Annotated in this window: 15 protein-coding genes and 1 pseudogene; 6 read left to right on the top strand and 10 right to left on the bottom strand. The window is 69.0% G+C overall.

Annotation, left to right across the window (positions count from 1 at the left end; genetic code table 11):
- Window positions 1-122: 122 nt before the first annotated feature.
- From ACH4XV_RS09150 to ACH4XV_RS09140, 3 genes are all read left to right on the top strand, one after another.
- Window positions 123-452, top strand: coding sequence for a hypothetical protein (locus ACH4XV_RS09150; RefSeq protein ID WP_380037676.1), 330 nt, complete (start codon window positions 123-125; stop codon window positions 450-452).
- Between the two features lie 194 nt (window positions 453-646).
- Window positions 647-2,923, top strand: coding sequence for a glycogen debranching protein GlgX (gene glgX / locus ACH4XV_RS09145; RefSeq protein ID WP_395787913.1), 2,277 nt, complete (start codon window positions 647-649; stop codon window positions 2,921-2,923).
- Window positions 2,924-3,049: 126 nt separating this feature from the next.
- Window positions 3,050-3,829: a tyrosine-protein phosphatase gene (locus ACH4XV_RS09140; protein WP_395787911.1), complete on the top strand. Its 780-nt coding sequence runs from the start codon at window positions 3,050-3,052 to the stop codon at window positions 3,827-3,829.
- A gap of 33 nt (window positions 3,830-3,862) precedes the next feature.
- On the opposite strand, the gene ACH4XV_RS09135 is transcribed toward ACH4XV_RS09140, so the two are convergent.
- The 4 genes from ACH4XV_RS09135 to ACH4XV_RS09120 form a co-directional block, all read right to left on the bottom strand.
- Entirely contained in the window at window positions 3,863-4,852 is a 990-nt protein-coding gene (locus ACH4XV_RS09135) for a hypothetical protein (RefSeq protein ID WP_395787909.1), read from the bottom strand.
- A 230-nt stretch (window positions 4,853-5,082) separates the two neighbouring features.
- On the bottom strand, window positions 5,083-5,655 hold the full coding sequence (locus ACH4XV_RS09130; RefSeq protein WP_395788662.1) for a Uma2 family endonuclease: 573 nt from the start codon (window positions 5,653-5,655) through the stop codon (window positions 5,083-5,085).
- Between the two features lie 103 nt (window positions 5,656-5,758).
- Window positions 5,759-6,370 (bottom strand): hypothetical protein, encoded by a 612-nt coding sequence (locus ACH4XV_RS09125; RefSeq protein WP_395787907.1) that lies wholly within the window; start codon window positions 6,368-6,370, stop codon window positions 5,759-5,761.
- A gap of 88 nt (window positions 6,371-6,458) precedes the next feature.
- Window positions 6,459-6,860, bottom strand: a complete 402-nt coding sequence (locus tag ACH4XV_RS09120; protein ID WP_395787905.1) for a hypothetical protein — start codon at window positions 6,858-6,860, stop codon at window positions 6,459-6,461.
- Window positions 6,861-7,048: 188 nt separating this feature from the next.
- Between ACH4XV_RS09120 and ACH4XV_RS09115 the strand changes: the two are divergent.
- Window positions 7,049-7,660 (top strand): annotated as a pseudogene (locus ACH4XV_RS09115) (enoyl-CoA hydratase/isomerase family protein); the annotation flags it as partial.
- Between the two features lie 401 nt (window positions 7,661-8,061).
- Here ACH4XV_RS09115 and ACH4XV_RS09110 read toward each other — a convergent pair.
- Both ACH4XV_RS09110 and ACH4XV_RS09105 read right to left on the bottom strand, forming a co-directional pair.
- A complete protein-coding gene (locus ACH4XV_RS09110; RefSeq protein WP_395787903.1) occupies window positions 8,062-8,331 on the bottom strand; it encodes a hypothetical protein in 270 nt (89 codons plus the stop codon).
- Window positions 8,309-15,016, bottom strand: a complete 6,708-nt coding sequence (locus tag ACH4XV_RS09105) for an RHS repeat-associated core domain-containing protein (protein WP_395787901.1) — start codon at window positions 15,014-15,016, stop codon at window positions 8,309-8,311. Before ACH4XV_RS09105 ends, ACH4XV_RS09110 begins: the two co-directional genes overlap by 23 nt.
- A 655-nt stretch (window positions 15,017-15,671) precedes the next feature.
- Between ACH4XV_RS09105 and ACH4XV_RS09100 the strand changes: the two genes are divergently transcribed.
- On the top strand, window positions 15,672-16,526 hold the full coding sequence (locus tag ACH4XV_RS09100; RefSeq protein WP_395787899.1) for an acyltransferase family protein: 855 nt from the start codon (window positions 15,672-15,674) through the stop codon (window positions 16,524-16,526).
- A 26-nt stretch (window positions 16,527-16,552) separates the two neighbouring features.
- On the opposite strand, the gene ACH4XV_RS09095 is transcribed toward ACH4XV_RS09100, so the two are convergent.
- Both ACH4XV_RS09095 and ACH4XV_RS09090 read right to left on the bottom strand, forming a co-directional pair.
- Window positions 16,553-17,233 (bottom strand): response regulator, encoded by a 681-nt coding sequence (locus ACH4XV_RS09095; protein WP_380040375.1) that lies wholly within the window; start codon window positions 17,231-17,233, stop codon window positions 16,553-16,555.
- Window positions 17,230-18,555 (bottom strand): sensor histidine kinase, encoded by a 1,326-nt coding sequence (locus ACH4XV_RS09090; RefSeq protein ID WP_395787897.1) that lies wholly within the window; start codon window positions 18,553-18,555, stop codon window positions 17,230-17,232. The genes ACH4XV_RS09095 and ACH4XV_RS09090 overlap by 4 nt, the downstream gene beginning before the upstream one ends.
- 349 nt (window positions 18,556-18,904) lie before the next feature.
- Here ACH4XV_RS09090 and ACH4XV_RS09085 point away from each other — a divergent pair, with 349 nt between their 5' ends.
- Complete coding sequence (locus ACH4XV_RS09085; RefSeq protein ID WP_395787895.1) at window positions 18,905-21,196, top strand: MMPL family transporter; 2,292 nt, start codon at window positions 18,905-18,907, stop codon at window positions 21,194-21,196.
- Between the two features lie 112 nt (window positions 21,197-21,308).
- Here ACH4XV_RS09085 and ACH4XV_RS09080 read toward each other — a convergent pair whose 3' ends face one another.
- Both ACH4XV_RS09080 and glgP read right to left on the bottom strand, forming a co-directional pair.
- Window positions 21,309-22,505: an Ig-like domain-containing protein gene (locus tag ACH4XV_RS09080; RefSeq protein WP_395787893.1), complete on the bottom strand. Its 1,197-nt coding sequence runs from the start codon at window positions 22,503-22,505 to the stop codon at window positions 21,309-21,311.
- 283 nt (window positions 22,506-22,788) lie between these two features.
- Complete coding sequence (glgP, locus tag ACH4XV_RS09075; RefSeq protein ID WP_395787891.1) at window positions 22,789-25,401, bottom strand: alpha-glucan family phosphorylase; 2,613 nt, start codon at window positions 25,399-25,401, stop codon at window positions 22,789-22,791.
- Between the last annotated feature and the right edge of the window lie 410 nt (window positions 25,402-25,811).

Below are 25,811 nucleotides of genomic sequence, written 5' to 3'. Positions count from 1 at the left end.
TCACACGAAGTCGCCGTGGGGGTCGGATCGTTCGCCCCACACGACGGCCCGTGGCGTACCTGATGGCGCCTACCTGATGACACCCGGGCCCCGCCCGGATCCGCAATACACGGAGGATCCCCATGAACCGCAAGCTCGGCACCCTGGCCGTAGCTCCCCTCGCCGCCGGTCTGCTCTTCCTCGGTGCGGGCGCCGCGTGCGCCGACGGCGGCAACGGCACGCTCGGCGACAACGGCTCGAACGCGTCGACCACGACCTCCTCCACCACCAACAGCGGCAGCGGAAACGTCCTCGGCGGTGTCGACGGCAACTACAACGCCACGCAGCAGAGCGCGACCGGCGCGGGCGCCTCGAACCAGAACAACAACGCCGGGATCAAGGGCAACTCGGGCGTCGTGGTGATCAACCAGGGCAACGCCGACGTGCAGCACGCCTGGCACCCCTGGTTCTGAGTGGACCCGATCGGCTGCACCGACCCGGCCGATCGTCGCGCGCGGCGGGGGGCGCCCCCCCGGGGGGCCCCCCCCCCCGGGCGGGGGGGGGGGGGGGGGGGGGCCCCCCCGGGGGGGCGCCCCCCGCCGCGGCGTGTACGTGTATGCGAGTGGGCCCGGCGGGAACATCCTGGTGACCGGGATGGGAGGCGGCCGTGACGCTCGAGTGGGAATCGACGGACCCCGAGGTCGACGCGCGCGCCGTGCTCGGCGAGGCGCGCGGCGTGCTCGGCGACGCGCTCGACGCCGTACACGGTGACGTGCGGTCGGGCAACGGCCGACTGCCGCCGCCGTGGCCCGGCCGCCGACTGCCGCTCGGCGCGCGCTTCGACGGTGCCGGCACCAACTTCGCACTGTGGGCGGGTGACGCCGAGGCGGTCGAGCTGTGCCTGTTCGAGGACGGCCCCGACGGCACGTCGCGCGAGACCCGGCTGCCGCTGCGTGAGCAGACCTTTCGGGTGTGGCACGGCTATGTCCCCGGCGTGCGGCCCGGACAGCACTACGGCTATCGGGTACACGGGCGCTGGGAGCCCGAGCGCGGCGCGCGGTGGAATCCCGCCAAGCTGCTCCTGGACCCCTACGCCCGCGCCGTGGACGGGCAATTCCGGCTGGACGACGCGGTGTTCGGGCATGTGTACGGCGGACCCGACACCGTGCGCGACGATCGCGACTCGGCGGCGTTCGTGCCCAGGTCGGTGGTGGTGGCCGACGACGCCGACTGGTCGCACGACCGCCGGCCGAAGATCCCGTGGGCCGAGAGCGTGATCTACGAGCTGCACGTCAAGGGCTTCACCGCGCGCCACCCGCGCATCCCCGAGCACCTGCGCGGCACCTACGCGGGCCTGGCCCACCCGGCCGCGATCGACCACCTGGTCCGGCTCGGGGTCACCGCCGTCGAGCTGTTGCCGGTGCACCAGTTCGTCTCCGAGGAACACCTGTTGCGCGGCGGGCGGACCAACCACTGGGGCTACAACACGGTGGGGTTCTTCGCGCCGCACGCGGCGTACGCCTCGGCGGGCGGGCGCGGCGGCCAGGTGCACGAGTTCCGGGACATGGTGCACGCGCTGCACGCGGCCGGGATCGAGGTGATCCTGGACGTGGTCTACAACCACACCGGCGAGGGCGGGCCGGGTGGGCCGACGTTGTGCTTTCGCGGAATCGACAACGGCGGCTACTACCGCCTGGCCGGCGGCGGCCGGCACTACACCGACTACACCGGGTGCGGGAACACGCTCAACGTGGTCCAGCCGCACGTGTTGCAGCTGATCACCGACTCGCTGCGCTACTGGGTGACCGAGATGGGCGTGGACGGCTTCCGGTTCGATCTGGCCGCCGCACTCGCCCGGTCCAGGCACGACGTGGACAAGCTGTCCTCGTTTTTGACCGTGATCGCGCAGGACCCGGTGTTGTCCCGGGTGAAGCTGATCGCCGAACCGTGGGACCTGGGCGCGGGCGGCTACCAGGTCGGCGCGTTCCCGCCGCTGTGGACCGAGTGGAACGACCAGTATCGGGACGCGGTGCGGGACTTCTGGCGCGGCGCCCGGCCGGATGTGCGGGGGCTGGCGTACCGGCTGTCCGGCTCCTCCGACCTGTACCAGCGCGACGGGCGCAACCCGTACGCCTCGATCAACTTCGTCACCGCGCACGACGGCTTCACGATGCGCGACCTGGTCACCTACGAGCGCAAACGCAACGAGGCGAACGGCGAGGACAACCGGGACGGGACCGACAACAACCGGTCCTGGAACCACGGCTACGAGGGCGAGACGGCGGACCCGAACGTGGTGTCGCTGCGCAAGCGGCAGATCCGCAACCTGATGACCACACTGCTGCTGTCCACCGGCGTGCCGATGATCACCTCCGGTGACGAGATGGGGCGCACCCAGGCGGGCAACAACAACGCCTACTGCCAGGACAACGAGCTGTCCTGGCTGGACTGGTCGGCCCTGGACTCGCCGGAGTGGCGGCCACTGGTCGAGCTGACCGCGCGGCTGATCCACCTGCGTCGCGCGCATCCGGTGTTGTGTCGCCGGGCGTTCTACTCGGGGCAGCCGGTCACCCCGGACGGGCTGCGCGACCTGGCCTGGTTCACCCCCGGCGGGCGCGAGATGACCCGCCGGGACTGGTTCGCGCCGACCGCGACGCTGGGGATGTACCTGTCCGGCCTGGACATCGACCGGCGTGGCCCGCGCGGTGAGCGGATCGTGGACGACAGCTTCCTGTTCATCCTGCACGCGTCGTCGCAGCCGATGCGATTCACCCTGCCGGACGAGCCCTGGGCGCACTCGTACGAGGTGGTGCTCGACACCGCGCTGGAGGGGGATCCGATGGCCCGGTACAGCGAGCCGGTCGCGGGCGGCAGCGGACTGCGGCTCGCGGGGCGGTCGGCGATGTTGCTGCGGGTGGAGCACGCGGTGTGGGCGCCTACGTAGGGGCGGGCGAGGGAAGCCGTACGCTCGCGTAGGGTGGAGATACCGACGGCGTTGCGCACGCGTGTGGCGTCCCGCCGTCCGCCGGCCCGGCCCGACATCCCCCCTCGAAGCGAAGGACCGCGCACCATGACGTCCCCGACGCCGATCCTGGTCACCGCCCCGAATTTCCGTGACGCGGGTGGGCACGCCACCGCGACCGGTCGCAAGGTGCGCACGGGCCTCGTGTACCGCTCCGACGGCCTCGGCGAGGTGGACGCGACCGACGCCGCGACGCTGGTGCGGCTCGGCATCGGCCTGGTGATCGACCTGCGCTCGGCGACCGAGCGCGACCGCGAGCCGGACCGGGTGCCGGCCGGCGCCGAGCTGCTGATCGCGGACGTGATGGGGCGGGAGAACGACGAGCTGTTCGGCGAGGTGTTCGCCGACCCGGATCGGGCGGGGGAGCTGCTCGGCGGCACGGCCGGGCGCGAGCTGATGTGCGAGGTGTACCGGCGGTTCGTGACGAGCGAGGGTGCTCGGGTCGCGTACCGCTCGGTGTTCGCGCGGATGGCGAACGAGGCGGCGCCGACGGTGTTCCACTGCTCGCACGGCAAGGACCGGACCGGGTGGACGTCCGCCGTGCTGCTCACGCTGCTCGGGGTGCCCCGGGCGACCGTGGTCGAGGACTATCTGGCCAGCGCGGCGCACCTCGCGGAGAAGAACCGGGCGATCCTGGAGCACATCGCGGAGCGCGGCTTCGACCCCGCGCATCTGGCGCCGGTGTTCGACGTGCACGTGGAGTATCTGGACACGGCGTTCGCGGCGGCGGAGGAGCGGTACGGGTCGGTGGAGGGCTATGTGCGGGACGGCCTGGGGGTCTCCGACCCCGAGGTCGCGCGGTTGCGCGAGCGGCTGCTGACGGACTGAGCCGGGGCGGGTGGGTCCTGTGTGTCGGGTGGGTCAGCCTCGGGGCGGGCCCCACGGCGGCGGCGGGGGTTGGCGGTACTGGGGCTGCTGCTGCCAGGCCGGGTGCTGATGCGGGTTGGCCTGCGGCGACGGGTACGGCGGAGACGGCGGGGCCGGTTGCCACGGGTTGGCCGGTTGCGGCGCGGCCCACGGGCCGGTCTGGTGCGGGAACGACATCGGCGGCATCGGCGGCATCGGCGGCTCCGGGCGACGGGTCGGGTGCGGGCCGCCGCGGAAGGTCACGCCGTAGCGGCTGCGCACCCGGCGGATCTCCCACATCGACATCAGGGTGATCGTGATCGGGCCGCCGAGCGACCCGATCAGCCGTACCGCGGTCGGCAGCGCGCCCTTGCCGCCGTCGTCCCCGAGGTCGATCAGCGCGCCACACCACGACAGCCAGGGCGCGATCACGGCGGGCAGCAGCGGGTGCCCGTCCACGGCACGGAACAGGTGCTGCGGGATGGCGCGTACGGCGAGGAACCAGAAGCGCATCACCCACACGGACACGATCAGGCCGAGCACGGTGAGCAGGAATGCCTGCACACTGGCGTTGGCGTTGACCTTGGTGGTTCCGTACGCGAACGCGCCCAGACCGCCGAGCGTGGCCGCCGAGACGATCACGAACAGACCGAGCGAACGCAGCGGCAACATCAGGCTCTTGCGCGTCTCGGTCCGCATGTCGGGGCGGGTGAGCGCGATCATGATGCCCACCGCGATCGGGCAGGCGATGATCGCCACGAAGACGGAGGCGATGAAGCTGGCCATCCACCCCCGGGCGGCATCGTCGGTGCCCCCATAGGTGATCGCGATCCACACCAGCACGCCGAGCCCGAGCCAGGAGCGGATCGCCCGCACCCGCTCCAGCGTCACATCGCGCCCGATCAGCCGATAGTCGGGCACGAAGTAGCGCTCGGCCACCCGTTTCGGCAGCGGAATCCAACCGAACACGAACATCGGCTTGCGCTCGATCCCCGAGTGCGTCACACGCAGGCCCTTCCTAGACGACGCGCCCCCGTCAGGCGCCGACTCGCCCCGATGTTAGGGGGTCCGGCACCCCCCACCACCAACCCCGGCCCGCAACGCCGCCGCAGTCTCCACGATGTCCCCCATCGAGCCGTCCGCCACGGCAACGATCAGCTCGAACATCGCATCCTCGTCGAGGGGGTGCACGTAGCTGCCGCGGGGCGGGCTACGTCTTGTCCGGCGAACAGGGCCTAGTCGTTTTGCCGCGTCACTCGGCGCAGCCTGCGCAATTCGTCGGGCCGAACCGTCACCTCGAACGGCGCCGGTGGCATCGCCGCGTGCGCTCCCTCGACTCGGGCCACAGAACTGTACGCCCCGTCTCGAAGCTCGAACCCCTCCAGCACGGAATCGTTGGGCTCCAGCACCCAGTAGTACTCGATCCCCCACGACGCGTACTTCTTGAGCTTGTCGACGCTGTCTCGGCCCGCCTGTCCGGGCGAGACGATCTCGACCGCGAGCAGCACGTGCTCCGGGTCGAGCCAGATGTCGTCCTCGTCGGACTTCTCGCCGGCTCGGGCGACGGCACCCTCGACCACTACGACGTCAGGCTGCGTGAAATCGTTGTCGTGCCGAACGTTGATGTTCTCGTAGACGACGCAGTCCACGCCGGCGTCCTCGGCGGCAGCCTCGAGCAACATGGCCAATCGCCGCGAGACCATCTGGTGCCGACGGGATGGGGCCGGAGACATCATGAGTGCACCGTCCAGCAATTCGACACGCCATCCATCGGCGTGGATCTCCAGAACGTCTTCGGGCGTCCACACACGATCGAATGCGGGAAGGCTCACGGCACTCCTTCGATTGACCGGACATGTCTGATTCTACGAGCTGGGCGCGGTCGCATCTCGCATGATCGGCGATCGGCTACTACTTCTTCGTCCAGTCCTTTTGGGGGAGATCGGCGCGGCCCTGGGGGGCGTCGGCGTTGGTGCGTAGGAGGAGGGCTGCGGGGGTGGTGTCCTTGGGGAGGTCGAACCACAGGTCTTCGACCAGGGTGTCGGAGGCACCGAGGGTGAAGTCGCGCAACTGGCGCTTGATCTCCATCGATTCGAGGTCCATGCCGAGCTGGGTGCCGTCCGAGAGAACCAGGCGCTGTTCCAGGTTGGCGACCTGCACGGTGGCCAGCGAGTTGTTGGCGATGGAGATCTTGACCCGGCACAGCCGGCCCTTGGCGAAGTGTTCGGCGTGTGTGCCGGTGATCCACTCGATGCCGCAGGTCAGCCCCTGCGCGGTGAACGTGGTCTGCCCGCTGAGCACCGGCGCCGCCTTCACCGGGATCTCCGTCTCGCGCATCATCATCTTCAGCGGCTTGTCCTTCTCCGGCCAGTACAGCGCCGCCGCCCCCGCCGCGAACCCCGCGCCGATCAGCAGCCCGAGTACGAACCCGATGGCGATCCACTGCCGGATCCGCCGCCGAGCCCCGAGATGGCCCGCCACCTCGCCGCGTAACTCGTCGATCCGCCGACCCACGGGAACCATTCGCCACCCCTGTCTCCGCAACCGAGGCACGCATCGTATGGGCGCGCTCCCACCGCTGACGAGAGCTTTACGAAGGGGCGCCCGGCCCTCAGTCGTGCTCGATCAGGGATGCCGCGGCGCGGGCGATGGCGGCGTCGAGCGGGCCCAGCGGAGTGGGCACGGCATTCTCGCTCGGCGCGATGTACCAGACCAGCGGCCCGGATCCACCACGCGGCGGAGGAAAGGTCACCCAGGCCCCGAGACCGTGCCGACTCGGCCCGCGCTGATCCCGCAACCGCGTGCGATCCGGACCCGAGACCGGAACGAGGAAGCCCATCTTCGCGCAGCGCCGGTCGTAAATCACCGGCCCGACCCGAACTCCCGCCGCCCGCAGGTGCTTCACCACCTCGCGTCCCAGCCGCGCATCCACCTCGATCACGTCGAACGTCTGCCCGGCGGCCACCAGACGCGGAGCGTAGGGGTTGCCGCCGGGCTCGGCCGAGTCGTACATGGGGTGACACCTTCATCCGTCGGATCGACTCCGGCCCCCGCACACCCCATCCCAACCCGCCGCGCCCGCCCGCGCCCCCCACACTCACGACTTGATGCCCTTCCGTCACCTGTTCGGCCCACCCGAACCGGCCCATCCACCCCGCGGCCGTCGTCGTGTCGACCGACCCGGTCCGATGATCTACGACGGGGGGGAAGGTGTTCGCGGCGGGCGCGGACATCAAGGAGATGGCCGAGATGACCTACACGGACATGGCCGACCGGGGCGCCGCGCTGCAATCCGCGTTCACCGCCGTCGCCGAGATCCCCAAGCCGGTGGTCGCCGCGATCACCGGCTTCGCGCTCGGCGGCGGTTGCGAGTTGGCCCTGTGCGCCGACGTGCGCGTGTGCGCCGACAACGCCAAACTCGGCCAGCCCGAGATCACGCTGGGCATCATCCCTGGCGCCGGCGGCACCCAGCGCCTGCCCCGCCTGATCGGCCCGTCCAAGGCCAAGGACCTGATCTACACGGGCCGCTTCGTCGCCGCCGACGAGGCCCTGTCCATCGGCCTGGTCGACCGGGTCGTCCCGGCCGAGGACGTCTACGCGGAGGCCGTGAAGTGGGCCGGGCAATTCGCCAACGGCCCGGCCCACGCCCTGCGCGCCGCGAAGGAGTCCATCGACCGCGGCCTCGAAACCGACCTGAACACCGGCCTGGACATCGAACGCCTCCAGTTCACCGCCCTGTTCGCCACCGAGGACCGCACCACCGGCATGCGCGCCTTCGAAGCCAAGGAAAAGCCAAGGTTCTCGGGACGCTGAGCTGACCCAAGGCCACACTTGACAGGAATCGAGACAACTACGGAGCCATCGGACATGCCCCCCGCCGGCGCCGCAGGAGTTGCCGCTTGGCCGAGCCCGGCAAAGTCTCCAAGCCGTGTGCCACGGCTATAGAGCCTTTCCCGAGTGACGCACCCGCAGCCCTCCAAGGATCTCGTCCATCTCATTATTCGACAGATTCCCCCCCTTCCCAAATCCCTGCCAGAGCTCCACGTACCTCAGCGCTCCGACCGATATTTCGAACGCTGTGAAGAAGTAGCGAACGAACATGAAGTACGTGAACTCGGAGCCGGACTCACTACGCAGCCATGTGGCAATCGAACTAGCCGATCGACCCTCTTCTGCCATTTCCTGAATCCTCGGAACCAGGTTCTCATTCCACATCATTTCCTGAATATTACCTCAACTTTTGTATATTCGGCCGCAGCGCCTTCCAATGTTCTAAATTCCACATTCGTAAATCCGTACTTGACGGCGATTTTTCCGGTGAATGTATTACGGGCAGCCTCTTCTGCGGACAGCCAGTGTTGCATCCCGGCATTGAAGCTGTCCAAGTTATCCTTCATGTCGCCACCGGACAACCAATAGCCACGGACTGCGGACGCATCTTTCCCGAGTGCCTCCATGGCGTTAACAAACATCACGCCACCCACCGGGCGCATGCATCCCCGGAATTTCCTTGCCTGCCGTGACCACCGTGTTGAGAATATTCTCTTCATCGAGGGATGCAGCGATACCAGCTCCGTTATCATACCACTCGGAGTATTCGGTACAATTGGAGTTATGCACAAGTACGGGTGATGCGCCCGCAAATACATAATACGTGTGATTCGCATCAATCGTGAGATCGTGAGTGCGTTGACGCTGCCGATAAATACGGACCCCGTCGACCTGCACCCAAGCCCCTGAAGAGGTTTGAAGCCACTGGCCGGACTTGAGATTTCCCGCCTCGACCCACTGCTTGAACTCCGGAATCCAGAACGGGTGATTCGTCGTGGCGATAATAGTTCCGCCACCATCGTCCGCTCGGACTGTGATCTCGGCAAAATCCTTGTCATCCTCCGTGATGATAGAGGCGAGGACAGTTCGACTGGTCGTCACCCCGGACTCCGGATCAGCTGCAATTACCGTATCCCCGGGAATGACATCCTTGATGGGCTTCCGACTACCGTCGGCCATGAGAATCTCGGCAGTCGGCACGAAGCTGTGACCGAGACATCCCCCTGCAATCCTGGAAGCCTCTCCCGCCAGCCCGACGCCACGTGCTTCTTCTTGCCTTGCTCGGCGCGCAAAGAGTTCTTCAAGCACTCCCGCGCCCAACCTCGCCGCCGGAACGGCATCAAGGGAGGAAACTCCCGCACCGTAAACATCGCACTGCTGCTCATTGCCCAACGTGCAACGGATTCCCGGGATTACGAGAGTGGTGTCCCCCAAGAGACCCAGCAAAGTCTTGACGCTTATTTCACGGCCGGGCGGGCGAACGTAATTTCCACCGGAGCCACCTATTGCCGAATTTGATTTCTTTGTTCTGGGAGACAGCTGGCCCGTGGTGTCCGAGGTGCCCTTTCCGCTGTTGCCGCTCGTCGTAGCCACGTCCGTGCTCACCGGCGTGGCTGCCTCCGCCGCCGCGTTGTCCCGGTCGTTGATCACCTTCGAGTAGTTGGGGTTGTCTACACGAGGATCGTTGGGGCCGGTGCGCAGACCAGTGGGATCCGAGAGCGTAGCGGGGTTGTTGTTGCTGTAGGTGTAGCCGTGCATTTGGCCGGCGTCGGTGAGGTCCATGATCGGGTCGACGCTGATGAAGCGGCCGAGGGTGGGGTCGTATTCGCGGGCGCCGACGTGGGTGAGGCCGGTGGCGTCCATGGGCTTGCCGAGGAAGCCCTTGTCGTCGGGCCATTGGCCGTTGGCCTGGGTGGGTTGGGTGCCGCGGGGTTCGCCGAAGGGCTTGGATTGGCGTCGAGTGGCGGTGAGTGTGGTGGCGTCGAGGGTGCTGACCGGAGTGCCGTGGTGGTCGGCCGCCATATAGGCGATGGTGCTCGGGCCGTTGCGAACGACCGTGGCGCCGCCGGCGGTGGTGTAGTAGCGGGTGCCGACGACGGGGCCGGATTGGTCGGTGTTGGTGGTGAGTTCGTCGGTGCCGAGGTAGAGGGTGGTCTTGCCGGCCTCGCGGCGGATGATGCGGTTGCCGTCCGAGTCGTGGACGTACTCGCTCGTGCCGGTGGCGGAGGCGACCTTGGTGAGCTTGTCCTCTTCGTTCCAGGTGAGGGTCTGGAGGTTGGCGTCCGCGCCCGGGCGGGTCCTGGTGTTGCCGGACTGGTCGTAGGTCAGACTGGTTGTTACGGCTTCGCGAGTGCCGGTTTTGACGGTGACCGAGTCCAGGCGGTGGGTGCGGTCGGTGGGCTGGGCACCGGCGCGGTAGGCGTACTCGGTGGTGACGTTCTTGGTGGGGTCGTCGGTGGGGTCGTGTTCGACGAGTTTGGTGCGGTTGCCGACGACGTCGTAGGTAAAGGACTGCCAGTAGGGGTTCGGGCCGCCGACGGTGGTCGGGGTGGAGGTTTGGGTGGTGCAGCCGCCGGTGCCGGGGACGTTGGGGGCGGGGAGGGTGGTGGTGCCGGCGGTGTCGGTCCAGGCTTCCTTCAGGCGGCGTTTGGCGTCGTAGGCGAAGCACTGGGTGTCGGTGGTGTTGTTGTCGCGTTTGGTGCGGATGGAGGTGACGTCGCCGGAGGGTTTGTAGGTGTACGACGTGGCGTCGACGCTGGTGGTGGTGCCGGTCTCCTTGTCCCAGTCGGTGGAGAGCAGGCGGCCGGTGGAGGGGTCATAGGTGCTGGTGAAGGCGGCCTGGCGGGGCTGGGCGCCCAGGGTGGCGCGGGTGTTGCGGCCGAACGGGTCGTAGTCCGCCCAGTTCAGGTATCCCCGCGCGCCGCTGACCGTGGTGAGCAGGCCGCCGTCGTTGTAGGCGTAGTCCAACGCCTCGCCCGGCAGGCCGCCCTGGGCCGGGAGGGTGGTGCGGATGGGCAGGCCGATCACCGGTTCGTACTCGGTGGCGGTGGTGTAGATGCCGGCGAGTTTGCCCTCGGCGGAGGGGATGGTGGTGCGGGTGCCGGTGGGCAGGTATGTGCCGGGCTTGAAACCGGTGATCTCGCTCGTGTACTTCGCACGGGGCTTGCCGTCGACGTCGACGTAGCGAGAGGAGCCGTCGGCCTGGCCCTTCGCGTAGCGGTCGTACGTCCACTCGGCGAGGAGGTTCGCGTCGGAGACGGAGTCCTTGTACGAGGCGGTCTTTCGGCCGAGGGCGTCGTAGGTGTAGGCGAGCTTCATTCCTCGGGCGTCGGTGGTGCCGATCACGCGCCCGACGAGGTCGTAGCGGGTGTCGGACGGGCCCTTGTCCGGGTCCTCGGCGTGGGTCTTGCGGCCCAGGAAGTCGTAGGTGTACGTCCACGTGTTGCCGCCCGCGTCGGTGACGGTCTTCAGTTCCTCGCGCGGGGTGTACGTGTACGTGATCCTCGAGTAGTCGGTGCCGGTGGGGTTGCCGCCGTTGTACTCGCGCAGTTCCCTGGGCTTGCCGCGGGCGTCGGAGATCGACACGGTCGCGACACCGCCGGGCGGCGGGGTCACCCGGGTCTCGTCGGCGCCGGCGTAGGTCGTGGTGGTGCGCCACTGCTCGACGCCCTTGGACGCGAACACCTGGGCGGTGGTGCGGCCCATGCCGTCATACACGACCGCGTTCTGACCGGACACCTCGTTGTCGTTGGCGGCGAACACGGCCGTGTCCGGACCGGAGGCGCTGTTGAAGTACGGCTGGTTCGTCTTGACCGGACGGCCCAGGCTGTCGTGGAAGGTGTCGGTGACCACCCGGCCGGGGTCACCGGTCGCCGTCGTCGACTGTGTCTGCCGCTCCTGCAGGAAGCTGTTCAGGATCCGGTGGGAGACCGCGTAGGTGTCGTTCACACGCAGGGTGCGGGTGGTCACCACCGACGGCCCGGTCTTGCTCGGGGCGTACGCGAACTGCAGGTCGGCGTTCTGCTGCCTGGTGTGACCCGGCTTCCACACCGCGATCAACCGGCCCAGGACGTCGTACTCCTGCTCCACCACCAAGCCGTTGGCGTCCACCGCCTTCACCGCGAGGTTACGAGCGCCGGCGTAGGTGGTGGTGGCGGTCCAGCCGGTCGGACCGGTGACCGCCACCGTGGTCGGCAGCGAGCCCGCCGCGGGGGTGTATGCGGTCGTGGTGACCTTGTTCTCCGCGTCGGTGGCCTTGGTGACCCGGCCGTACGCGTCGAACTCCGACTTCGCGGTGGTCACCCGGTTCGGAGTGCCGTCCGGCTTGTAGTCGACGACCGCGTCGGTGGACGTGACGTCGCCGACCGCGCCGACCTCGCCGAAAGGCTTGTTGTCGTACAGGTTGTGCGACCAGGCGTACACCGTGTCCTTCGACGTGGCGGTGTCGCAGGCGCCGACCAGGGACAGGTTCTCGGTCGGCTTGCCGATGATCCACGCACCGGTGTTGTGCGCATAGGTCGTCTTCGTGCAGTACTCCGGCAGGCCCTCCGCCTTGTCCGACACCGTCTCCGGGAGACCGTGGACCGGCTCGAACGTGGTGGTCTTGGACGTCTCGCGCCACGTGGTGCCGTCCGCAAGGAGGCTGCGGTTGCGCGTCTTCGACGTCGCGGTGCGATACGCCGCCAGCGGAGGCAGGCCCCGGACACGGGCGTGGGTGGCGGTGGCCGCGGAGGAGAACGGCGTACTCAGCGTCGTGGTCGCCGCCGTGCCGCCGGCGCCGGTGAACGCCTGGGTCTCGTAGGCGAATCCGGCATGCTGGTTCGCGTCCACAATGGTCTGGCCGGTGGAGTCGGTGAGGGTGACGGCGCGTTTGGTGCCGTCCTTCCTCACGTCGCCGTCCATGCCGCGCAGATAGAACGCCGTCGACTGGGTCACCGCGTCCTTCGGGGCCACGCCCGAGCGGGTGATCACCTGGCCATAGCCCCGGAACTGGTTCCAGGTGCGGCGGTCCTTGCTCTTCGGCCTGGACGCCTCCTTGTCCTCGGTCAGCTCCGCGTCGTCGCGGTGCCAGGCCGCGCCGCCGACGTACTCGTAACGCGTCGAACGATTCGGGGTGACCGTGGCGATGTCGTGCTCGGTGACCTCGGCCACCGTGTACTTGTGGAACCAGTGGAGAACCGGCTCCGCCTCCTCGTCGAAGTTCCACCACATCGGGTAGCACGCCTTCGAGTTGGCGTCCGGGGTGGGCAACGCGGTCGGCAGGCACTCGGCGTCGTTGTAGGTGACCGTGGTCTGACCGCCGGTCTCGTTCGTGACCCCCGTCAGACGCCGACGATTCATCGGCGGCGCAAGGTCACCACCCGCATCCACACGGTTCGGCTTGAACGTGCCCGCGAAGTCCACCGAGGGGACGTCGATCTTCCTCGTGCCCTCCCAGGCGGTGCGGGTGATCGAGTTCAACCACAACGTCGCGGACGAACCGTCCTGCGGATCCGGGTAGTCCTGGTCCAACGCGTACTCGTCCACCGTCTGGTAGGTCGAGCCGACCAACGTCTGCGTCGTGATCCTCGTCAGGCGACGGGTCGAGAAAAATGTCTGCCCGTACACCTCACACTTGCCCGACGTCGCGCACTGCTTGTCCACGGGCACATCCGGCCACTTCGATGCGTTCGCCTTCGTCATCTTCGCCGGATCGCAGTCGAACCCGTCCTTCTTCAGGCAACGCTCGGCGGTGTCGAAGACGACCTGCGCGGTCGGAGGGGTCGTGTCGTCCTTCTTCGAGCCGTAGGTGATCCTCGCCAAGGTGCCACCCCGGGTGTACTCGGTCAGGGTTCCGGACCCCACCAGGACCGCGCCGCGGGTGTACCGATTCGTCTCGGTGTTGTACGTGTAGGTGACCATGCCGCCGCGGGCGTCGATCACGTAGTCGAGGTTCCAGCGCCACGCCTGCTGACACCACGAGGCGTCGAACCCGGACGCCTGGTTGCACGGCTCGCCCGCGTTGTTGCCATACACCGGCGCGGACCAAGTGGAGTTCGTGGCCGGGCCCGTGGTGGTGCCGGGCTTGTGGCCCACGCCGAAGTAGTACTGCACACCATCGCCGGTGGTCAGGCGCCAGTACTCCCCGTTGTCGTCACCGTTGACCGCACCGGTCAACGGCTCGATCCGCGAGTCGTCGTCACCCTCCAGCCGCCACTTCGACCTGTCCGCGTCGTCTTGGACCAGCGTCGATGACTTGCCGTTCAGGGACAACGTCAAGGCGTTCTGGTTCGACCAGCACTTCTCGCCGGACTTGTCCTGACCATCCCGTCCGCACCACTGGTACGAGCGCTCGACGAAACCGGGTGAGTACTCCCAACCCTCGCCGATCCACGACGCCTGGTTGTTGGTGTTGGTCGTACGACCATCCACCGCACCAGAGTTATAGGCCAGGTTCACCGTCGGCGCGGTGCCCCCGACCGCCGGCGGAACACCCACGCCGTACGACCAGTTCATCGAACCGGAGTTGCCACCCGCCGACCACGAACCCGACGGCGACAGCGACGTCGCCTTGTAGTCACCGGAGGGGCCAGACGCTTCGGCGGTGACCGCTAGCAGCATCGAGCCTAGAGCGGCGGTCGCCGAACGGGCCGCACTCGCGGACAGGTCGACGTCGGCGAGCACCCGGTTCTTCACGCGGTCGTTGCGCCCGCCGGCCACCGGGGTCTTGACCCGGCACGCGGCCACATCAGGCGTGGTCAACGCGCACTCGGGCATCGACACCAGGCGCAGCCGCGAGGACCAGTCCGCGCCGAACGCGTCGCGGAAGCCCGCGTAGTCCACGCCGACGGTGACCTTGCCGGGCGCGGAGGCGGCGTCCGTCGGACGCACGGTGATCAGGACGCCGTCCACGCCGGCCTTCTCGGCCGCGTCGTGGTCGGCGACGGTGACCTTGACCCGGGTCGAGGCATTGCCCGCAGGCGCCGCGAGGACGCCCGAACGCAGCAGTGGGCCGGGGCCGTTCGCATCGGGTGCCGTGATCCACACCGGCGTGCCCGGGGCGTTGCCGCCGGAGGGCGCCGCCAGGAGCGACGAACCTCCCCGCGCGACGAACGACGACGACGGAGCCGGCACGGCCTCCGCCTCGACCGCCTTCGGCCACGCCGTAGCGGTCGGCTTCCACGAGCGGTGACCGTCACCCGCCACCGGCACCGGCTTCGGGAGCTCGGCCTTCCTCCCGTTCACCGAAGGGGTCTTGGGCAACTCGCGCGGCGACCACGCCCCCGGATCCGGCTCGTTCTTGATCCAACTCGCCGCCTGGGCCGGGCCCACGCTCGCCGTCAACGCCAGGACCGTCACTCCCGCCACGAACAGGCGCGCCGGGCGCACTTTTCGTTCGCGCCGAGACTTCGACCCCCACGACCAACCACGCATGACGCACGACCCCCACCGGGACAGGACGGACCCCGCCCGAATAGACGAGAGATCACAGACGGAGCGCAACGTAGGCCGTAAATCCGGTGCCGGTAAAGGGAGTTCCCGACGGCAGATGTGAACCTCGTCACTACAACCCCGAAGGCCGATCGATCGTCCCCCGCAGAGCCAAATCACCCGTTGGGATCCATAGAACGCAATCCGAACACACAGTTGTGCGCCATGAGTACTTATCGACATCGCCACATCAAGTGTGTGATGTGCGCCACACGGCGGAGTCGTTTTGCCAACGGATACGTTTCGCGCACTCATGCGCGCCCGACCCACCCGACCCCACTCCAGGAGCCGTCTCCATGCGACAAACGCCCGTCCTCGCACGCCCGCATCCGCGACTATCGGCGGCAGTCTGCGGACTCGTCGCCCTCTCGCTGTCCTGTGGCGCGGTCACCGCCGCGACGGCGACCGCCGCCGCCCGCGACACCCCGACCGCCGCTCGCGACACCACCCCGACCGGCCCGGACACCCCATCCGCCGACACCAGGGCGAAGGCCGAGGCGACCGCGTCCGAGCAGGCTCCACGTTGGCCCTGTACCTGCTCCCGCTGCCCACCTCACCCCTGACGAAGCCCGGCGCGGAAACCGTCCTCGCCAACCTGACGATGTTGCAAAAACCGCTGGGCGCGGAAAATATCGACCCGGTCTATTGGACCCTGTGGGTCGAACTGTGCTTTTACCTGATGTTCGCCGTCGTCGTCTGGCGCGGCGTCACGTACCGCCGGGTCGTGCTGTTCTGCGGTCTGTGGACCGTCGGCTCCGTCATCGCGTACGGCATCCACAACGACACGCTCACCATGCTCGTGAATCCCGTCTACTCGCCGTTCTTCATCGCGGGCATGGCCTACTACCTGATGTATCGGTTCCGCTCGACCCCGCTGCTGTGGGGCATCGTCGGCATCTCTTGGGTCCTGAGCGCCCACTACGCCCTCACCAAGACTTCCGGCGCGATTCCGTGGAGCCAGTGGGAACCGCGCAGGGCGTGGATCCTGGTCGTCCTCACCGGCATCTACGCCGTCGTGGCGATCGTCGCCCTCGGCTGGACCTCCCGCATCCGCTGGCGCTGGCTCAGCACCGCCGGAGCGATGACCTTCCCGCTCTACCTCACGCATTTCACGCTCGGTCTGATCACCATCCACCACTTCCGCGGCCGCCTGTCGCCACCCGTTCTGATCGCGTGCGTCGCCGCGGGATGCGTCGTCCTCGCCTACCTGCTGCAGCGGTTCGTCGAACGTCCTCTCGGCCGAAGCCTGCGGTCCGCTCTCAATCGCGGCCACCTTCCCGACGTTCCGGCCGCGCAAGCGCCCGCCCCCGGCCGATCCGCGGGCACCCATGACGGTGTCGACTCCCAGCGCGTCCCCACCGGCCCGTGGATGCCCTAGCGGAGCCGTGGCCGTCGGACCGGGCCCTACGTCGTCCGGCCTGCCTGGACCAGGCCGGATTCGTAGGCGAAGACGACTGCCTGGGCGCGGTCGCGGACGCCGAGTTTGGCGAACAGGCCCGTGGCGTGGTTCTTCACCGTCTGGACGCCGATGCTCATCGTCTGGGCGATCTCGGCGTTGTCCAGGCCCGCCGCGATCAGGCGCAGGACCTCCACCTCGCGAGGGGTCAGGTCGCGCAGGCCCGTCGCCGAGGGCTGCGGGGCCGAGGGGGCCTTGACGAAGGACTCGATCAGGCGCGTGAGCAGCCGCGGCGCGACCGCGGCCTCGCCCAGGTGGACCGTGTGCACCGCCGCGATCAGGTCCTCCGGCAGTACGTCCTTGGGCAGGAAGCCGATGGCCCCGGCGCGCAGCGCGCCCACCACGTACTCGTCCATGTCGAACGTGCTCAGCGCGAGCACCCGGCACTCGGGCAGTTCCTCGGTCAGCCGCGCGGTGGCCTGTACGCCGTCGAGCACCGGCATGCGGATGTCCATCAGGATCACGTTCGGACGCAGCCGATGCGCGGCCTCGACCGCCTGCGCGCCGTCGTCGACCTCGCCGATCACCTCGATGCCGGGATCGGAGCGCAGGATCAGCGCCAGGCCCCGACGCACAAGCGGCTGATCGTCCGCGAGCAGCACGGTGACCGGGGGTGCGTCCACGCTCATCGATTCAAGTCCTCTCCTGGCTCCGCCGGCGGCAGGGGCACGAGTGCGGCCACCCGGAATCCGCCTTCGGGACGCCTGCCCGTCTCGAGCACACCACCATGCACGGCAACACGCTCACGCATACCGAGAAGACCGTACCCGCCTCCCGCGACCGCGGTGCCCCCGCGGCCCGCGTCGCCGTCGTCGCAGACCTCCACCGCGACCAGGTCGGACCGGTATTCGAGCCGTACGAAGGCCCGCGCGTCCCCCGCGTGCCGGCGCGCGTTGGTCAGCGCCTCCTGCACGACGCGGTACAGCGTGAGCCCGATCGCCAACGGCACCCGACGCGGCTCGCCCAGCGCCTCGAACTCGACGGGCAGCCCGGCCGCGCGCGACTCGGCGAGCAGCCGGTCGATCTCCCGGATCCCCGGCTGGGGTTCGGAGGGCGCGTCCTCGGCCGCGTCGGTGCTGCGCAGCACGCCGAGCAGTTGGCGCATCTCGCGCAGCGCGGTGCGGCCGGACGACTCCAGCGTGACCAGCGCCTCCCGGGCGGTGTCGGGATCGCGGGCGAGGGTGGCGCGTGCGCCGCCGGACATCAGGTACATCGTGGTGATGTGGTGCGCGACGATGTCGTACAGCTCGCGCGCGATGCGCCGGCGCTCCTCGGTCACCGCCCGCTCCGCGAGCAGCCGCCGGTTCAGCGCCACCTGCTCGCGCCACCGGCGCACCCAGACGCCCACCGCGATCACCAGGGCGATGAACAGCGTGTCGCCGAGCACCATCAGCGGGGTGGCCGAGTTCTCCTGCGTGGTGTGCGCCGCCTGACCCGCGAGCGCGGCGAGACCGGCCGCACCGATGGCACGTGCGCCGCGGTATCGGGCCACCGCGTACAGCGCGACCGCGACCGACACGGAGAAGTTGTGCGCGTGCATCGTGACGACCGCGGACAACGCCACGTAGAGCGCGACCAGTACCCCGAGCACGGGCATCGGCCGGCGCCGGCGGAAGAACAGCGCACCGGCGCCCGCCGTGATCAGCAGCGCGCCGATCACGGAGGCGTGCGGCGCAGCCGTGTGGCCGGCGCCGATGTACGAGGCGAGGTCGGCCGCCCCGCAGCCGAGCGCGATCAGCAGATCCGCACGGGTGCGCCGGCAGGCCCGGATCCGCCGCCGGACCAGACCGACCAGCCCCGGGTACCACCCCGGCCCCGGACCGGGACCCGAACCCGCGCCGGCCGACCCGACCGCCGACCCGATCCCCGGACCGGCCGCCGGCTCCGCGGCCGGCGCCCCGATCGTGGTGATCGTCGCCCGCCCCGCCGCTGAGCGGTGCTCGAAGCCCATGCGTGGGCCTCCTTCATGGTTGGTGCCGTTCGTTCGTCCGCGCCGCGGCCGGCGTCCCCCACCCCGCCCGCCCCGCCCGTCCGCCCGGTCGTCCCATTCCATCGCCCGTGCCCGGTTTTCTGAACCTCATCGCAGATGATCCGCGCCCCGGACCGGAGTCCTGGTTCGGCGATCCGCCCGGACCGTGGTCCCGGTCCGCTCCCCTTCCCCCGGTCGATGCCCGAGGGGGGTTTCGCATGATCAGCTTGAGGCATTCCGGAGTTCCGCATCGAACTCCCATGTTTCGATCCGACGGCGGAGAAGGAAAATGATCCGTAGAACAACCGCGTTCGCCACACGTCATCGATGGATGACGATTATTGTCTGGGCGATCATCGGTATATCCATGACCGCCGTCGGCCAACCCTTGATGAACAGCGTCACCGACTCGTCGACCGGCGATTTCCTGCCGAAGAAATACGACTCGGCGGCGGCGATCCAGATCGCCGAGAAGAAATTCGACGAAAAGCCCGACCCGAACGCGGTGACCGTTCTCGTGGCCCGCGCCGATGGCGCCAAGGTCGGCCCGCAGGATCAGAAGAAGATCGCGGACACCGCCGCCGCGCTGGCCGCCAAGCGCATCAAGGCGGAGCCGGAGCAGTTCGCGAAGGACTTCTCGCAGACCCCGCGCTACACCGTCGGCATGGTCGCCCCGGACGGGACGTTCCAATTGCTCACGCTCTCGCTGAGCGGCAATCTGAACGATCCCGGCCTCCAGGACGTGTATCGCGACGCCCGTGACCTGGCGAAGACCGATTACCAGGCCGCCGGATATCGGATCGGATTCACCGGCGGTATCGCCAACATGGTCGATGACCTGGACGAGGAAGAGGACACCCAGGCCCTCGTCGGCGCCTTGACCATGGGTCTGATCGTCCTGCTGAACGTGGTGGTCTTCCGCAGCGTCCTGGCGGCGATCCTGCCGCTGCTCGCGGTGGCGCTCATCGGCGGTGCCGCCACCGGCGCGGTCGCCGGCAGCGCGAAACTCCTGGACATCAAGCTGGATTCGTCCGTGCCGAACCTGATCACCGTCGTCCTGCTGGGCATCGTCGTCGACTACTTCCTGTTCCTGATGTTCCGCTTCCGCGAGGAGTTGCGGGCCAACCCGGACATGGACAAGCGCGAGGCCGCCGCCAACACCGCGGGCCGGGTGGGCAACGCGATCACCTGCGCGGCCCTGACCATCGTGGCGGCGTTCGCCACCCTGGGCATCGCCAGCTTCGGTCAGTTCAAGGTGCTCGGCCCGGCCATCGCGGTCTCGGTGCTCGTCGCCCTGATCGGCAGCCTCACCCTGCTGCCCGCGCTGCTCGCGGTCACCGGTCGGGCGATGTTCTGGCCAGCGCGGGCCTGGAAGAAGGAGCGTCCGGCGGGCTTCGCCGCCCGACTGGGCGAGAACATCAGCGCGCGTCCGGTGCGCTACCTGATCGGCAGCCTGGTCCTGCTCGGCGCGCTCGGCGCCGGCGCGGTCGGCGTGAAGATGAGCTACGACCAGCACGGTCAGCCCACCACCAACGCCACCAGGACCGCCGACGAGATCTCCCGCTCGCTGCCCGCGGGCGTGTCCGACCCGCACACCGTCTACGTGCAGACCAAGGCGGGCGGCAAGCTCGACGAGCGTTCGCTCACCGGACTGACCGGCGCGCTCGGCAAGGTCGAGGGTGTCGGCCAAGTCGCCAAGCCCGTGCTCAACCCGGACAAGTCCGCCGCCCGGATCGACGTGTTCCTGGCCGCCAAGGCCGACACCCAAAAGGCCCGTGACCTGATCACCGGCCCGGTCCGCGGCACCATCGCCAAGAACACGCCCGAGGGCAGCGAGGCGCACATCACCGGAACGGCGGCGATCTTCGCCGACGTGGCCACCGCGGTGAACAAGGACCTCAAGCTGGTCTTCCCGGTCGCCGCGATCCTGATCGCGCTGATCCTGTTCCTGCTGCTGCGCTCGGTGCTGGCGCCGCTGGTGCTGATGCTCGCGGTCGGGTTGGGCTTCGTGGCCACGCTCGGCGCCGGGACGCTGGTCTTCCAGCACATGCTGGGCCGCCCCGGGGTGAACTTCACCCTGCCGCTGGTGTTGTTCCTGTTCGTGGTCGCGCTGGGCACCGACTACAACATCCTGATGAGCGACCGGCTCCGGGAGGAGATGGAGAAGCCGGTCTCGGCCCGCAAGGCGGTGGCCGAGGCGGTCCGGCACACCGCGCCGGCGATCGCCACGGCCGGTCTGGTCCTGGCAGGCTCCTTCGCCAGCCTGGCGGCCAGCCCCGCGACCGCCGAGATCGGCTTCGCCACCGCGGTCGGCATCCTGCTCTCCTCGATGCTGCTCTCGATCGTGCTGGTGCCCTCGATCGCCTCGATCCTGGGCCGGGGCCTGTGGTGGCCGCGTCGGAGCAACAAAGGGCACGGGGGCGGAGCGGGCGCGCCGGCGGCGTACGGCCACCCGGACACGGACCGCACGCTCGTGACCGAGCCGCAGATGGCCGGTGGCTACGGGCCCGCCCCGTACACCGGACAGCAGCCCTACCCGGGGCAGCAGCCCTACCAGGCGCAACAGCCCTACCCCGGGCAGCCGTACGGGCAGCACTACCGCCCGGACCAGCCGCACGGCTGACCGAGCCGATCGGGACACACCACGACCAGCAACCCCGAAGGGGGCGGCGCCGGGACACCGGCACCGCCCCCTTCGGGGTTGCGCGCTGCGCGAGTTCGGGCGATCGAACCGATCAGTTCGCCGCCGTCCAGCCCGCCCAGTCCATCGCCCAGCCGCTCCAGCCGTTGTCGGGGTCGACCGTCTTCCTGGGCGAGTTGACCACCTCGACCACGTCCCCGATCAGCGACTCCTTGTAGAACCACGCGGCGTTCATGCTCGGGTCGCCGCCGCCCTTGACGTCCTGCAGACTCACGCAGCCGTGGCTGGTGTTCTCCTTGCCGAACGGCAGCGGGTCCGTACGCCAGTAGTTGCCGTGCACGTAGGTGCCGGTGTTGCTCAGCCGCATGCCGTGCGGGACGTCCTTGATGTCGTACACGCCCTTGGCCAGGCCGACCGTCTGGGAGTCCATGTGCACCGTGGGCTCCTTGGACATGATCGTCATCTTGCCGTTCCACGAGGGGTTCTCCGCGTCCCCCAGGCTGGCCGGCAGCTTCTTGAGCAGCGCGCCGTCGCGGGTGATCGTCAACGTGTGCGCGGTGTGGTCGGCGACGCTGGTCTGCGCGCGGCCGACGGTGAAGGTGACGTCCTTCTTCTGCTTGCCGTAGACGCCCGGGGAGGTCTGCTTCCCGTCCAGGTCCAGGTGCAGGGTCACCTTCGTGCCGGGCTTCCAGTACTTCTCCGGGCGAAAGTCCAGCCGCTGGTTGCCGAACCAGTGGCCCTTGACCTCGACGGCGGGCTCCGAGGTGACCTTGACCGACTGGTTCACCACCGCCTTGTCCGTGACCTTCTTGGTGAACTCCAGCGAGACGATCATGCCGACGCCGTACGTCTCGTTCGCGTCGATGTTGAACACGCCGTAGTTGGTGTTGGCCGGGGTGAGCGTGGTGAAGGAGGACTGGAGCGCCGAGACCAACCCGGCGGCGTCGGTCGCGGTCGCGGACACCGCGTACTTGGTGCCGGTCTGCAGAGCCGCCGCGGGCTGCCAACTCGCCCCGTCCGGCGAGATGGTGCCCTCGACCGGTTTGCCGCCCTCGGAGGAGGTCACGGTGACCTGGGTCAGCTTCCCGGCGCTCGCGCTCACCTTCAGCGCGCCGTCGGTGGCCACCTCCGTCGCGCCGTCCTTCGGCAAGATCGTCACCACCGCCTGGGACACCTTGGGAGCGCCGTCCGGGGCCTTGGTCTGCGCGATGGGCGCGACCTTGTCGTCCTTCGTGTCCTTCTTCCCGTCGCCCCCACTGCACGCTCCCGCGCCCAGAAGCGCGACACACACCGCAAGCGCCGGCAGGGCCCGGCGTATCCGTCGTCGCGAGCGAGGTCTTGGTGCGCCCGAACCGGATGTGGCCCCTGCTGCCGTCGTCGACATGGATCTCCCTAAGTGGCTGCACTACCAAAGGGATGACTCCATTGCCCATCCCGGCCGTGGCGGCCATGGGGTATGAGATCCATCACGACCCCGGGGCGGAACCGCAGGCGCGCGGGCCACCGCCGGCCGAAAAACGCCTCGGGCCCCGCCGTCCCGAAGGACGCCGGGGCCCGAGCCCGCGATCACCGCGTCAGCGCAGCGCGATGCCCTCCGCGAAGCCCTCGCTCTGCGGCGGGATCGCGATCAGGCCGAGTTCGGCGGGGCCTGCCAACAGCGGGTGGGTCGGCATGACCCGCACCGTGTAGCCGAACGGCCCGGTCCGGTCCAACGCGAGCGAACCCTCGTAGAACCAACGGCCGTGCTCGTCCCGACGACCGGCCTTCAGCGGCGCGATCGTTGCGTCCACGATCCGGTCCGCGTCGTCGACCCGACCGTGCACGACCTGGACCTCCACGTCGGCGGGGGCGAGTTCGCCCAGCGAGACGAAGACCCGCAGGTTCAGCGTGTTGCCGACCTCGGGGGCGTCCCCTATCCCGCCCGACTCCACGTGATCGACCCGCACGCCCGGCCAGGACCGCCGCACGTGCGCCTTCCACTCGGCCAACTCCCGGGCGGCCGACCCGGTGATCGCCCGACCCGACAGCGCGGCCGGCGCGTACAGCACGTCGACGTAGTCCTTGACCATCCGGTCGGCCGGCACCTTCGGGCCGAGCGTGGCCAGCGTGTGTCGGACCATTTCCAGCCACCGGGTGGGCAGGCCCTCGGGGCCCCGGTCGTAGAACCTGGCCGCGACCGAGTTCTCGATCAGGTCGTAGAGAGCAGCCGCCTCCAGGTCGTCCCGACGATCCACGTCGGTGATCCCGTCGGCGGTCGGAATCGCCCACCCGTTCGAGCCGTCGTACCACTCGTCCCACCACCCGTCCAGGATGGACAGGTTCAGGCAACCGTTCAGCGCGGCCTTCATCCCGGAGGTGCCGCACGCCTCCAGCGGGCGCAACGGGTTGTTCAGCCACACGTCGCACCCGGGGTACAGGTGCTGCGCCATCGCGATGTCGTAGTCCGGCAGGAACACGATCCGATGCCGGACGTCCTCGCCGTCGGCGAACCGCACCAGGTCCTGGATCAGCCGCTTGCCGCCCTCGTCGGCGGGGTGCGCCTTGCCGGCGATCACGATCTGCACCGGACGCTCCGGATGCAGCAACATCGAACGCAGCCGGTCCTGATCGCGCAGCATCAGGGTGAGCCGCTTGTAGGAGGGCACCCGGCGAGCGAACCCGATGGTCAGCACGTCGGGATCGAGCACCCCCTCGATCCAGCCCAATTCCGCCTCGCCGGCGCCGCGTTGCCGCCACGACGCGCGCAGCCGCAGCCGGGCCTCGGCGACCAGCTTCGCCCGCAGCGCGCGCCGCAACTCCCACAACGAGCCCGCCGACAACCCATCGATCGCCGCCCACGCCGCCGGATCCTCGGCGAGTTCGACGCCCGCCTCGCGTGCGATCAGGTCGGTGACGTCGCCGTCCACCCACGTGGGCGCGTGTACGCCGTTGGTGATCGAGGTAATCGGTACCTCGGTGGTGTCGAAGCCCGGCCACAGGCCGTCGAACATGCCCCGACTGACCCGTCCGTGCAACTTGCTCACGCCGTTGGCCCGTTGGGCGAGCCGCAAGCCCATCACGGCCATGTTGAACACGCCCGGATCACCGTCCGGGTAGGTCTCCGCGCCGAGTGCGAGGACCCGATCCACCGGAACCCCCGGACACGCGAGGTCGCCGCCGAAATGCCGCTGGATCTGATCGCGACCGAACCGGTCGATGCCGGCCGGCACGGGCGTGTGCGTGGTGAACACCGTGCCCGCCCGGGCGGCTTCGAGAGCCGCGTCGAAGTCCAGCCCGTCGGTCCCGGTGAACTCGCGGATGCGCTCGATGCCCAGGAATCCGGCGTGGCCCTCGTTGGTGTGGAAGACCTCGGGCGCGGGATGGCCGGTGATCTCGCAAAAAGCCCGCAAAGCCCGCACCCCGCCGATGCCGAGCAGCATCTCCTGATGCAAGCGGTGTTCGCTCGTGCCGCCGTACAGCCGGTCGGTCACCTCGCGTTCGGCGGACTCGTTCTCCTCGATGTCGGAGTCGAGCAGGAGCAGTGGCACCCGACCGACCTGGGCCTTCCAGATCCGCGCGTGCAACTCACCCGTCGGGAGTCCGATAACCACCCGTGCGGGTGCACCATCGGCACCCCGAAGGAGGGTCAGCGGCAACTCGTTGGGGTCGAGGAGGGGGTAACGCTCCTGCTGCCAACCGTCTCGGGACAACGACTGTCGGAAGTAGCCGTGGCGGTACATCAATCCGACCCCGACGATGGGCACACCCAGGTCGCTGGCGGCCTTGAGATGGTCGCCCGCGAGGATGCCCAAACCCCCGCTGTACTGCGGAAGTGCCGCCGTGATGCCGTACTCCGGCGAGAAGTACGCGATGGCCGCCGGCGGTGCGGCCAGGCTTCCACCGGTATCCGAGAGGGTTTGATACCAGCGAGGTCCGGTCAGGTATTCGTGCAGGTCTTCGGCTGCGACCCGCAGGCGGGCAAGGAAGCGGCGGTCGTCGGCGAGCGCGCCGAGCTTGTCGTTCGGCACGGTGCCGAGGAGGCGGACCGGATCCCGGCCGACCGCCGCCCAGGTGTCCGGGTCGATCGACTCGAACAGGGCGCGGGTCTCCGCGTGCCAGGACCAGCGGAGGTTCATTGCCAGTTCACCCAGTGGCTCCAGCGGAGCGGGCAGAACCGTACGCACGGTGAATCTGCGGATTGCTCTCACGCTGCGACCCTAGCCGGAAGGCGGCAGAACTTGCGACAGTGGATGCAGTGCGCTTGCAAAGCCGGCAAGATCTTGCGGATGGGTCTGGGGGCGTTTTTACACCATATGGACCGTGCCCCGATCGACTTGACGATCGTTGAACAGCCGGGTCCTTCCGTCCCGCCGTACCGCGGACACACCAGACATCCGCCGTCCACGGTCGCGGGCCGGGCCCCACCCGGTCCCCGCCTGGTGGTCGCGTCACGAGCAATGGCCGCCGCGCAGCGGTGAGAGGTGGACCCGAGCGATCCCACCGGTCGCCGCCGGGTCGGTTCGTCGCCACTCCCGGGTCCGGCAATCGGGGTATCGAGTGGGTTTCCGTACGGGTGCATCGCGCGCGACGCGCACGGGACGCCCGTCCGTGGGTACAG

It is taken from the genome of Embleya sp. NPDC020630 (assembly GCF_044334985.1).
In the GTDB taxonomy this organism is placed as follows: Bacteria; Actinomycetota; Actinomycetes; order Streptomycetales; family Streptomycetaceae; genus Embleya.
This window is presented reverse-complemented; position numbering and strand designations above follow the sequence as displayed.